Raw genomic sequence first — 11,532 nt, 5'->3', positions numbered from 1 at the left:
CTACTTGACCGCGACCTGGGAGACGTCGAGCACGCCGGTCCAGTCGCTGATGACGACGTTCTTGACGCTCTCGCCGTACAGCCGCTTGTAGACGGGGTGGAAGAGCGGCACGGTCAGTGCCTTCTCGCCGATCTTCTTGTCGAGCGCGCCCCAGCGGGCGGCGGCGGCCTTCAGGTCGGTCAGCTTGTTGATCTCGTCGATCTCCTTGTTGACCTCGGGGTCGTCCAGGAAGGCGGCGTTGTAGTTGGAGCCGTTCCGGACGATCTGCCGGCCGTCGAAGATCGGGGCCAGGAAAGGGCCGCCGGAGGGCCAGTCGGCGCCCCAGCGGGAGAGGAAGAAGCCGGGCGTCCTCGTGGCGTCGTGGGTGGTGTCGGAGTAGTCGTTGTCCTCCAGCCCCCGGAGCTTCACGGTGATCCCGGCCTTCCGGAGCGCGGCCTGGACCGCGGTGGCGATCTCCGGGCTGGTCTGGAAGTCCTTGGCGTTGGAGTGGGTGAGAGTGACGGTCAGCCCCTTCTCGTGCCCGGCCTCCTTCAGCAGTTCCCTGGCCTTCTCGGCGTTGCCCGTCCTCCCGGCCGGGAAGTGGTCGTAGGGCGTGTGGCCGAAGAAGTCCCGTTCGGGGAGGAAGGTGGTGGCGGGCTCGGCGAGCGAGGAGCCGCCCGCCGCGTTGATGACCGAGGTGCGGTCGACGGCGTACGCGATCGCCCGGCGCACCTTCGGGTCGTCGAAGGGCTTCACCTCCGGGTTGAAGGCGATGTAGTTGGTGTAGCCGAAGTGGCCGGTGCCGACGCGGGCGGCGAGCTTCTTGTCGCCGGTGACCTTGGCGAGTTCGGCGGGGCCGAGGTTGGTGTCGGTGGTGACGGCGGCGGCGTCGGGGCCCTGGGAGGCGGAGAGCCGCTGGTTGATGACGGTGGCGTCGAGTCCGGAGCGGACGTCGATGCGGTCGGGGTAGGCCTTGCGCTCCTCGTCGGTCGCCGCTGACCAGTGCGGGTTGCGCTCCAGGATCAGCCGCTCGCCGTCGTTCTCGTTGGAGACGACCTTGTACGGGCCCGAGGAGACCGGGTGCTCCTCGTACGTGGTGCCGGTGTCCTTGGCCTTGGGTACGGGGGTGGTCTGGGTCTGGGTCGCCAGATAGGGGAACTCGCCCTCGGGCTTGTTCAGCCGGAACACGATGGTCCGGTCGTCGGGCACCTCGATGGAGTCGAGCCCCTTCTTCTCCTTGTACGGGCCCTGGTAGTCGGCGCCGCCGATCAGCCAGTCCCGCAGGTAGGGGGCGCCGCCGGAGAGTTCGGCGGCGAAGGAGCGCTCGATGCCGTACTTGATGTCGGCGGAGGTGATCGCGGTGCCGTCCTCGTACGTGAGCCCTTCCTTCAGGGTGTACGTCCACACCGTGGCGTCCTCGTTGGGCCTGCCCAGGTCGGTGGCGAGGTCGGGGACGACCTTCGCGCCCTCGGCGCCGTCCTCGCGGTTGCGGGTGGTGAGGGTGCGGAAGACGAGGGAGGGGATGTTGCCGCCGCCGGAGGTGTAGAGCCGGGCGGGGTCGAAGTCCTGCTGGGGGTTGCGGTTCAGGACGGTGAGGGTGCCGCCCTTCCGCGGCGTGCCCTCGGCCCCGGAACCGCTGTCGCCGCCCTCGCTGTCCTCCGGGCCGCAGGCCGCGGCACCCGCGGCGAGGACGAGGGCGACGGTGGCGGCGGCCACGCGGCGGGCTATGGGGGACGGTTGACGCATCGGAAGACGACCTCTCGGAATGCTGGTGCCGCGGTGGATGGCACATGAAATGACACGCGTGGCGGCCCGTGCGGAACGGCACGGGGGACCACGCGGGAAAGGGAGGGGAATCCGCACGGGCGGCAGCGGAAGAAGGCGCCGGTATCGCACCCGGGCCGTCGGAATGACATCTGCCGCGCCTGCGGACGGAGTACGTCGGGCGCGGCGGTCACGGACCCGCCGGAGCCGTTCGGGGGCTCATGGGCGGGTCACGGAAAAGGAGAAGGCCGACAGCGCGCTCGGACGGGCGTCAGCGACAGAGAATGTCGGCTACGCAGTGCCCGGTCACGCCGAGAAGCGCCAGCTCAAGGGCGGCGATCTCGGAGGGTGCGGGGCTGCGTGACATGCCGATCAATATGAACGGCCGCCTTGATCGCTGTCAAAGCCGACCAGGACGGCCATCTCACCATGCGGACAGCGACTGTCAACTGTCCGGGTACGCCCAGGGGTTGGGCTTGCACTTGATCCCGTCGATGTCCAGGGTCTTCGTCTGCTGCTGCATCACGGGGGCCAGGGCGCCGGGCGTGCGGCAGCTCACATGATTGTGTCCGAGCCGGTGGCCGACTTCGTGGTTGATGAGCATCTGACGGTAGGCCAGCAGATTCTTCGGGCCGAAGGTGGCGGAACCCTGCGCCCAGCGATAAGCGTTGATCATCACGCGGTCGGTCGAGGCGGAATCGCACGAGACATTGTCGACCGTGGTGTCCAGACCGGATTTCGCACACCATTCACCGGTCGTTCCCGGACTGGCGAGCGTGATCACGAAATCGGGGCTCCCCGAGGAGATCCGCTCGAAGGTCATCGCACCGTTGTGCGCCCAGCTCCGGTTGTCGTTCAGCGTCCTCTGCACGGCCTCCGCGAAGAGACCGGCATCGAGGGGGAGCCCCTTCTCGACATCGATCCGGTAGCGGTACTTCTGCCCCTTGCCGGGCGCCTTCGCCAGTCCGGGCACTGCCTCGAACGCCCCGGTCGCCTTCAGGTCCGCGGCGACCGGATAGGGCTGCGCCAGCTTCTCCGCGTACGAGAGGGGCTTGACCTCGGGCGGCCTGCTCGCCGGGTTCTCGGGGGTGGGCCGGGCGTCCGAGCGCGACGCGCCCTCGCCGCCGTCCCGTTCGACGCCCGCGGCACGGGCGGCGGCGGCCTCCCGGCCGGCGGAGTCGTCGGCGACCTGCCCGGCCACCACGACCGCGAGGACGGTCGTCACGGCGGCGGCGGCGATCCCGGTGAAGGTCCGCCCCCTGCTCCCTTTCGGGCCGGGGCGGCCGGGGGCCGTCCCGTCCGGGTCACCGCCCGGTCCCTCGGGGGCGTCCGCGCCGGAGGACACGGCCGGGGCGGCCGCCTCGTCCTCGGGGGTGCCGTCGAAGGCCTCGACGAACTCCCGGCGCGGGCCCGGCATCGCGCCGGGCCCGGCGGCCGGCTGCCGCGCGGTCCGTTCGTCGGCGGCGCGCTGGGCGGCGGCCCGCTGGGCGGACACCTGACGCGCCACGGCCTGCTCCCGGGCCTCCTGGTCCTGGCCGGGACCACGGCCCTGGCCGGGTACGGCCCCCTGGCCGGGGCCACGGCCCTGATCCTGCCCCTGATCCTGGGGCCGACGGCCGGGGGGCCCGTACGGCTGGGCGTACGGAGTCGCGTGCTGCTGCTGACCGGCGTACGCCGGCCCGGCACCCCAGCCGCCGCCCGGCTCGTGGCTCTCGGGGTGGCCGCCGCGCACCTGGGGGGCGTCCTCGAAGGGCGCGGGCCCTTCGGCCGGACCCATCGGCCCCTGGCGCCTGCGCCGGCCGGTGCCGGAGGCGGGCCGGGGTACGGCGCTCCGGGCGCCCTGTTCCGCCGCTGCGGCGTCCGGGCGGGTGGCCTCGGCGCCCTTTCGGCTGTGTCGTCCCACGCCCCGGATCAGCTCCCGCCGCAATCGTCCAGCAGCTCCCGGAACGCCTGGGCGACCGCCTCCGGGTACTCCATCATCGCCACGTGCCCCGCGTCGGGCAGGGTCAGCAGCCGGGCGTCGCGGAAGGCCGCGGACGCCCTGCGTGCCATCCGGTACGAGACGAGCCGGTCCCGCCCGCCGTACACGAGCTGGGTCGGTGCGAGCACCCGCTCGGCCTGGCGCCACAGTCCGTGCTGGCCGCCCAGGGTGTACGCGTCCACGACGCCCCGGGCCGAACGCGCCATCGCGTCCCAGAAGTACGGCAGTTCCAGCCGGCGCTCCATCTCGGCCACCGCGTTGCGGAAGCCTTCGTCGGAGACCCGTGCCGGATCGCCGTAACAGAGTGCCATGACTCCGCGGGTCCGCTGCTCCGCCGTCCAGTCCTTCGTGAGCCGGGCGAACAGGGGAGCGACCCCCGGCACCGCCAGGAGGGCCGTCGGCGCGGCGGATCGCTGCACCCGCCACTCGGGCAGCGCGGGGGAGATCAGGGTGAGGGTGCGCACGAGGTCGGGGCGGACGGCGGCCACCCGGGTGGCGACCGCGCCGCCCAGCGAGTTGCCGAACAGATGGACGGGGCCGCGGTCACCCGAGTCGAGCAGCCGGATCACCGCGCGGGCGTGCCCGGTGACCGAGTAGTTGCCGTCGTCCGGAGGCGGCGAGTCACCGAATCCGGGCAGATCGACGGCCTCGGGGGCGACGACGTCCGTCAGCAGCGGCATCAGCGCCGACCAGTTCTGCGAGGAGCCGCCGAGCCCGTGCACGAAGAGCGCGGGAGGCAGTCCCGTCCGGTCCGCGGGCCGGGAGCGGACGCTCAGCGTGAGCCCCGGCAGGGCCACCGGGCGCAGCCGCTCCCCCTCGGCGACCCGGACGGCGCTGACCGTGGGAGCCGCCGCCGCGGCGACGGCCTGGGCACCCGGCAGCTCGGTCGAAGACATGCGGCAATGTTACGAGACGATCACGTACCAGTTCATGTGTTCGCGGTCACAGGCCGCATCGCGGGGTAGGAGTGTTGCTCCTACGCTGCGAAGGGAGCAGCTACGGGGGGAAGAACCTCAGGGAAGAAAGGGAGCCACAGATGACGGTCGACCCGAGCGACCCGGACACCTTCACCGACTCCGAGCCGGGGACCTCCGGCCCGGAGACCCCGGAGGCGGACGCCGTCGAGCAGCGCACGGACGTCCGGCCCGAGGACGACGAGCAGCCGGAGGCCGCCGACCTGGCCGCCGCCGACGAGGCCGATGTGGCCGAACAGCGCAGGGTGATCCCGCTCGACGAGGACGACTACCGGTAGGCCGGGGCGGTCGCCGGAGGCGATTGCGGGGACGATTACCGACGGAACGACCCGCTTTGCCCGTGACCTCGGAGAACTACGGCTTCCGCAGCCGTCCGGTACGTGAAATTCTGCGTCCGCGCCGCGCGCACCGGGGTTACCCGAAAGTACGATGGCTGTACGGCGCAGCGTGTACGGATCGGCTGTGCTGGAACACACATTTGGGAGGCGGCGTGAGCGCCATCGAGCAGACAGAGGCAGCGCGCCCGCGGGGCACGCGTCTTCCCCGCCGCGCCCGACGCAATCAGCTGCTGGGCGCCGCGCAGGAGGTCTTTGTCGCACAGGGCTACCACTCCGCCGCGATGGACGACATCGCCGAGCGCGCCGGGGTGAGCAAGCCGGTGCTCTACCAGCACTTCCCCGGGAAGCTGGAGCTGTATCTGGCCCTCCTGGACCAGCACTGCGAGTCGCTCCTCCAGGCCGTGGTGACGGCACTGGCGTCGACGAACGACAACAAGCTGCGCGTCGAGGCGACGATGGACGCCTACTTCGCCTACGTGGAGGACGAGGGCGGCGCCTTCCGGCTCGTCTTCGAGTCGGACCTGACCAACGAGCCCGCCGTGCGCGAGCGGGTGGACCGGGTCTCCCTCCAGTGCGCCGAGGCGATCTCCGACGTGATCGCCGGGGACACCGGGCTCTCCAAGGACGAGTCGATGCTCCTGGCGGTCGGGCTCGGCGGCGTGTCGCAGGTCGTGGCGCGCTACTGGCTCTCCAGCCGCTCCGGCATCCCGCGCGACACGGCGGTGCAGCTGCTCACCTCGCTGGCCTGGCGGGGCATCGCGGGCTTCCCGCTGCACGGCGTCGAGCAGCACTGACCCCCCGTCCGGCCGGATCCCGGCGCGTGTTCGCTGCGGGCGATGCCGGTCGGGCCGTGAGGCGTGCTCCCACCGGGCTAATGTGGCTGCGTACGGCGCGGTTCACCGCGCAGGGACTGACCGTCGGAGGGACATAGCCGTGGAGGTCAAGATCGGGGTGCAGCACTCGCCCCGCGAGATCGTTCTGGAGAGCGGGCTTTCCGCCGAGGACGTCGAGAGCGCGGTCGCCGCTGCACTGGGCGGCAAGGCGGAGCTGCTGAGCCTCACGGACGACAAGGGCCGCAAGGTCCTGGTACCGGCCGACCGCATCGCGTACGTGGAGATCGGTGAGCCGACCACCCGGCGTGTGGGGTTCGGCGCGCTGTAGTCCTCTGGACGCGGTGAGCCGGTGAGCACGGGAGCGGCCCGGCGGGATCTTCCCGCCGGGCCGCTCCCGTGTGCTCCCCCCGTGGGGCGAAGGCGCCCTCTACCCAGGTCGGGGGTGCCGTAAGCGCGGGCCGGCCAAGCCCTACCCGTACGGGTTTCCCCAGCTCGGCGGAGGGTTGTGAGGCGTGGGCCACGGGTAGTACCGCCTACGACCGATTCGCCCGCCCCGCACACCCCCGCGAGGTGATCCTCACGTGCTCTGGGAATCCTTCGGCGCCGCCGTGCTCGGACTCGTCCTGTCCTGGGCGGCTCTCCGCTCCCTGCCCGCCCGTCTCCCGTCCGCCCGTGCCGTCTATGCCACCGGCGCGCTGGGGGCGCTGTTCGGGGCGTTCCTCACACACTCGGCGTTGGGCCCCGGCCACGGGGTGGCGACGCTGATCGGCGCCGTCTCCGTCGGGGCGGTGACGCTGTCGCTGCTGATCCGCCCGCGCGGCCGCCGCCTCACGAGGTCGGCGGCCGCCCAGTAGCCCGGAGTCGCGCGGTCCTACGCGGCCAGCCCGAGCGCGGCCATGCGCTTGGTGTGGGCCTCGGTGATCCGGGAGAACATCCGGCCCACCTCCGCCAGGTCGAAGCCGTCCGCGACGCCGCCCACCAGCATCGTCGAGAGCGCGTCGCGGTCCGCCACCACCCGCTGGGCCTGCGAGAGCGCCTCGCCCATCAGCCGGCGGGCCCAGAGGGCGAGCCGCCCCCCGACGCGCGGGTCGGCCTCGATCGCGGCGCGCACCTTCTCCACGGCGAAGTTGCCGTGGCCCGTGTCGTCGAGCACGGCGAGGACCAGGGCGCGGGTGTCGGAGTCGAGCCGGGCCGCGACCTCCCGGTAGAAGTCACTGGCGATCGAGTCGCCGACGTACGCCTTGACCAGGCCCTCCAGCCAGTCGGACGGGGCCGTCTGGCGGTGGAAGTCGTCCAGCGCCCTGGCGAAGGGCTCCATCGCGGTGGTGGGCTCCTCGTCGATGGCGCCGAGCCGCTCGGTCAGCCGCTCGAAGTGGTGGAACTCGGCGGCGGCCATCTTCGCCAGCTCCGCCTTGTCCCCGAGGGTCGGCGCGAGTTTCGCGTCCTCCGCGAGCCGCTCGAAGGCGGCCAGCTCGCCGTAGGCGAGGGCGCCCAGCAGGTCCACGACCGCGGCGCGGTACTGCGGCTCCGCGGCGGCGGTGGCCCAGTCCTGGGCGGCGATCCCGGTCGCTCCGGGCGCTTCTCCGGGGTGTTCAGTGGCGTTGTCAGGCGTCTCCATGAACCGCACAATAGCCCGCCCGACGGGGGGTGGAAGGGCCCGGTCAGCAGCGGACATCACACCGTTCCGATGAATTCGTCCAACACACATGCGCGAATCCGGGGTACAGTGGTATTGCGCTTACTGAGCATTTTCCTGTGCCAGGGGCGCGTCCTTTGAATGAGGATGCCCGGTCGGTGGCCCGATCGGCTCCGACCCGACAGCCCTCCACGCGGTGCGTACGACACGTACGACTGCAGATGAGGGGCCCCCTCAGCGGCACGAGCGCTCGAGCGACGGCAGTGGTCCCGCGCCACCCGGCCTTCCACGGCCGGATGACCAACCCGGCACGGTACGACCCCCAGCGTTCGCCTCGGGCCGCGTCTCACAGAAGAGGCAGCACCCTGACTACGTTCCGCGACCTCGGCATTCTTCCCGAGACGGCCGAAGCCCTCGAGGCAGTCGGCATCATGTCCCCCTTCCCCATCCAGGAGCTGACGCTCCCCGTCGCGCTCTCCGGCTCCGACGTCATCGGCCAGGCCAAGACCGGCACCGGCAAGACGCTCGGCTTCGGGCTCCCCCTCCTGGAGCGCGTCACCGTCCCCGCCGACGTGGAGGCGGGGCGCGCGAAGCCCGAAGAGCTGACCGACGCCCCCCAGGCCCTCGTCGTCGTCCCCACCCGTGAGCTGTGCACCCAGGTCACCAACGACCTGCTGACCGCCGGCAAGGTCCGTAACGTCCGCGTTCTCGCGATCTACGGCGGCCGGGCGTACGAGCCCCAGGTGGAGGCCCTCAAGAAGGGCGTCGACGTGATCGTCGGCACCCCGGGCCGGCTGCTCGACCTGGCGGGCCAGCGCAAGCTGGACCTCTCCCACATCCGCGGCCTCGTCCTGGACGAGGCCGACGAGATGCTGGACCTGGGCTTCCTGCCCGACGTCGAGCGCATCATCACGATGCTGCCGGCCAAGCGCCAGACGATGCTGTTCTCGGCCACCATGCCCGGTGCCGTCATCAGCCTCGCCCGCCGCTACATGTCGCAGCCGACCCACATCAACGCCACCTCGCCGGACGACGAGGGCACGACCGTCAAGAACACGGTCCAGCACGTCTACCGCGCCCACTCGATGGACAAGCCCGAGATGGTCTCGCGGATCCTCCAGGCCGAGGGCCGCGGGCTGGCGATGATCTTCTGCCGGACCAAGCGGACGGCGGCCGACATCGCGGAGCAGCTGGAGAAGCGCGGCTTCGCCTCCGGCGCGGTCCACGGCGACCTCGGCCAGGGCGCCCGCGAGCAGGCGCTGCGCGCCTTCCGCAACGGCAAGGTCGACGTCCTCGTCTGCACCGATGTCGCCGCGCGCGGCATCGACGTCGAGGGTGTGACCCATGTCATCAACTACCAGTCGCCGGAGGACGAGAAGACCTACCTCCACCGCATCGGCCGCACCGGCCGGGCGGGCGCCAAGGGCACCGCGATCACCCTGGTCGACTGGGACGACATCCCCCGCTGGCAGCTGATCAACAAGGCGCTGGACCTGAAGTTCCCGGACCCGCCGGAGACGTACTCCACCTCGCCGCACCTCTTCGAGGAGCTGGGCATCCCGGCCGGCACCAAGGGTGTCCTGCCGCGCGCCGAGCGGACCCGTGCGGGTCTGCGCGCCGAGGAGGTCGAGGACCTGGGCGAGACCGGTGGCCGCGGCCGCAGGTCCGCCGCCCCGGCACCGGCCCGTGAGGAGCGCGAGCCCCGTACGCGTACGCCGCGTCAGCGCCGCCGCACCCGTGGCGGGTCCACCCTGGCGGAGTCCGCGGCGACGGTCCCGGCCCCCGCCAAGGAGGCCGCGCCGGTCGCCCCGGCCGGTGACGAGCCGTCCGAGGCCCCGGCACGCACCCCGCGCCGCCGCCGTCGTACGCGGGTCGGCGTGGCCGACACCGTGACCGAGCCCCTCACCGAGGCGTCCGTGGCGGTCGCCGAGGCACCGGAGGCTCCCGCCCCGGCCGCCGAGGTCGCCGCCGAGCCGGTGGCGGAGGCCAAGCCGCGCCGCCGCCGCAGCCGCGCCGCGAAGCCGGTGGACGCCGAGCCGGTGGCGCAGATCCCCGCCGCCGCTGCCCCGGCCGAGGCCGGGTTCCAGACCGTGGCGGCCGCCGCGGGCATCGCGGAGCCGGTGGCCGAGTCGGTCGCGATCCGGCCGCGCCGCCGCGCCCGGATCGTGCAGCCGGCCGACGAGGTCGACTTCCAGATCGCCCCGCCCTCCGAGCCGGAGCCGGAGGCGAAGTCCCGCCGCCGCCCGGCCCGCGCCACGAGCCGCCCCAAGGCCGAGGCCACCGCGAAGGCCGAGTCGAAGCCGAAGGCCGAAGCGGTCGCGGAGACCGAGGCGAAGCCGAAGCGGGCGTCCCGGGCGAAGGCCGCGGCCCCCGCCGAGACGGCCGCACCGGAGGCCCCGGCCGCCGACGGCACCGAGACGAAGCCCCGTCGCCGCCGCGCCACCCGCGCCACCCGCGCCGCGGACAACGCCGAGGCCGAGACGGTCACGCCGGAGGCCCCGGCCGCCGACGGGACCGAGGCAAAGCCCCGTCGCCGCCGGGCCACCCGGAGCGCGACCAACGCCGAGGCCCCGGCCGAGGCCGTCGCGCCGGAGGCTCCCGCCGCTGAAGCGGAGGCCAAGCCCCGTCGCCGCCGCGCGACCCGGAGCGTCACCTCGACCGCGACCCAGGAGGCCGCCGTGGTCTCCGAGGCAGAGGCCGTGGTGAGCGAGGCCGCCGCCGAGTCGAAGCCGCGCCGCCGCCGCGCCACCCGCGCCGCGGGCAAGGCGACGGCCTCGACCGAGAGCTGACGTCCCACCTGCTCCACGAACGGCCCCGGCCCCCGCACACACTGCGGGGGCCGGGGCCGTTCCGGCTGCCTGGCGGCGGACGACGGACCGGCCGGGCACCAACAGGGTCCGGAGGGCAGGCCCCGTGGCGCTCGGGCGACCACGGGCAGCCGTCGGATCCGGCGGTGCCCACGGCGTCCCGGCCCGGGCACCTCGCGCCACACGGGCTGCCCGGGCCCCGGCGGCCCCCACGCCGTCCCGGCCGGGGCCCGGCGCGCCGCACGGGCCGCCCGGGTCTCGGCAGCCCCCACGGCGGCCCACCACCCGCCCTCGACACCGCGCCCCCCTCCGGCTCCCCCGTCGTGCCCCCGGCCCGGTCGCGGCGATAGCCTCGCCCCATGAGCCGCCCGCCCACCTTCACACCGCCCTCCTGCGCCACCGCCCGCGTCCTGCGTACCGAGCGCGGGGACTTCGCCGTCCTGGACGCCGTACCGGACGCTCCCGCCCGTGCCACCGCCCTCCTGCTGCCCGGGTACACCGGGAGCAAGGAGGACTTCATCGCACTGCTCGAACCGCTGTGCGCCGCCGGGTACCGGGTCGTCGCGGTGGACGGGCGCGGGCAGTACGAGTCGGTTGGGACGGACCGCCCGGAGGATTACGCCCAGGGCGAGCTGGCCCGCGATGTGCTCGCCCAGGCGGCGGCGCTGACCGGGGACGGCGGGACGCTGCACCTGCTCGGGCACTCGCTCGGCGGCCAGATCTCCCGGGCGGCGGTCCTGCTGGACGCCACCCCGTTCCGCTCGCTGACCCTGATGTCCTCCGGGCCCGCCGCGGTGGTCCCCGCCCAGCGGGAGAAGGTGAAGATGCTCGGCGACGCGCTCGCCGTGCTCACCATGGAGGAGGTGTGGGAGGCGATGCGGGCCCTGGACCCGCCGCAGGACGCGGACACCGGCGACGGCGAGGACATGCGCCGCCGCTGGCTGCGCCACAACCCGGCCCAGCTCATCGCCACCGGCGCCCAGCTCACCACCGAACCGGACCGGGTGGACGAGCTGGCCGCCCTCGGGCTGCCCGTCCACGTACTGTCCGGCGAGCGCGACGACGTATGGCCGGTGGAGCAGTTCGACGCGATGGCCCGGCGGCTCGCGGCCCACCGCACCACCATCGCCGGGGCCGAGCACTCCCCCAACACCGCCCGCCCCGACGAGACGGCGTCGGCACTCACCGCGTTCTGGGACACGGTTCCGGCGGCCTGAGGT

Annotated in this window: 11 protein-coding genes; 6 read left to right on the top strand and 5 right to left on the bottom strand. The window is 73.3% G+C overall.

The window, feature by feature from the left end; all coding sequences use genetic code 11:
- The 4 genes from ACQ9ZG_RS23085 to ACQ9ZG_RS23070 form a co-directional block, all read right to left on the bottom strand.
- Positions 1-1,725, bottom strand: a complete 1,725-nt coding sequence (locus ACQ9ZG_RS23085) for an ABC transporter substrate-binding protein (protein WP_181398391.1) — start codon at positions 1,723-1,725, stop codon at positions 1-3.
- 289 nt (positions 1,726-2,014) lie between these two features.
- Positions 2,015-2,110, bottom strand: coding sequence for an Ms4533A family Cys-rich leader peptide (locus ACQ9ZG_RS23080; RefSeq protein WP_309544399.1), 96 nt, complete (start codon positions 2,108-2,110; stop codon positions 2,015-2,017).
- A 78-nt stretch (positions 2,111-2,188) separates the two neighbouring features.
- Positions 2,189-3,646, bottom strand: coding sequence for a DUF3152 domain-containing protein (locus tag ACQ9ZG_RS23075; RefSeq protein WP_499281187.1), 1,458 nt, complete (start codon positions 3,644-3,646; stop codon positions 2,189-2,191).
- 8 nt (positions 3,647-3,654) lie between these two features.
- The gene (locus ACQ9ZG_RS23070; protein ID WP_028416255.1) at positions 3,655-4,620 is read right to left on the bottom strand and encodes an alpha/beta fold hydrolase; all 966 of its coding nucleotides are present in this window, start codon (positions 4,618-4,620) and stop codon (positions 3,655-3,657) included.
- Positions 4,621-4,760: 140 nt separating this feature from the next.
- Here ACQ9ZG_RS23070 and ACQ9ZG_RS23065 point away from each other — a divergent pair, with 140 nt between their 5' ends.
- The 4 genes from ACQ9ZG_RS23065 (at position 4,761) to ACQ9ZG_RS23050 (ending at position 6,723) form a co-directional block, all read left to right on the top strand.
- Positions 4,761-4,976, top strand: a complete 216-nt coding sequence (locus tag ACQ9ZG_RS23065; RefSeq protein WP_028416254.1) for an Rv3202a family protein — start codon at positions 4,761-4,763, stop codon at positions 4,974-4,976.
- Between the two features lie 212 nt (positions 4,977-5,188).
- A complete protein-coding gene (locus tag ACQ9ZG_RS23060; RefSeq protein WP_028416253.1) occupies positions 5,189-5,830 on the top strand; it encodes a TetR/AcrR family transcriptional regulator in 642 nt (213 codons plus the stop codon).
- A gap of 139 nt (positions 5,831-5,969) precedes the next feature.
- Positions 5,970-6,197 (top strand): DUF3107 domain-containing protein, encoded by a 228-nt coding sequence (locus tag ACQ9ZG_RS23055; RefSeq protein ID WP_018489160.1) that lies wholly within the window; start codon positions 5,970-5,972, stop codon positions 6,195-6,197.
- Between the two features lie 253 nt (positions 6,198-6,450).
- Positions 6,451-6,723, top strand: a complete 273-nt coding sequence (locus ACQ9ZG_RS23050) for a hypothetical protein (protein ID WP_109916092.1) — start codon at positions 6,451-6,453, stop codon at positions 6,721-6,723.
- Between the two features lie 17 nt (positions 6,724-6,740).
- Here ACQ9ZG_RS23050 and ACQ9ZG_RS23045 read toward each other — a convergent pair whose 3' ends face one another.
- Positions 6,741-7,487: a ferritin-like fold-containing protein gene (locus ACQ9ZG_RS23045; RefSeq protein WP_018489162.1), complete on the bottom strand. Its 747-nt coding sequence runs from the start codon at positions 7,485-7,487 to the stop codon at positions 6,741-6,743.
- Positions 7,488-7,936: 449 nt separating this feature from the next.
- Between ACQ9ZG_RS23045 and ACQ9ZG_RS23040 the strand changes: the two genes are divergently transcribed.
- Together ACQ9ZG_RS23040 and ACQ9ZG_RS23035 are read left to right on the top strand one after the other, a co-directional pair.
- Complete coding sequence (locus ACQ9ZG_RS23040; protein WP_499281186.1) at positions 7,937-10,294, top strand: DEAD/DEAH box helicase; 2,358 nt, start codon at positions 7,937-7,939, stop codon at positions 10,292-10,294.
- A 377-nt stretch (positions 10,295-10,671) separates the two neighbouring features.
- Positions 10,672-11,529, top strand: a complete 858-nt coding sequence (locus ACQ9ZG_RS23035) for an alpha/beta fold hydrolase (RefSeq protein ID WP_109915191.1) — start codon at positions 10,672-10,674, stop codon at positions 11,527-11,529.
- Positions 11,530-11,532 lie beyond the last annotated feature (3 nt).

It is taken from the genome of Streptomyces araujoniae (genome assembly GCF_050871195.1).
In the GTDB taxonomy this organism is placed as follows: domain Bacteria; phylum Actinomycetota; class Actinomycetes; order Streptomycetales; family Streptomycetaceae; genus Streptomyces; species Streptomyces bacillaris.
Note: the sequence above shows the minus strand (reverse complement) of the source record. Positions and strands in the feature narration are given on the sequence as shown.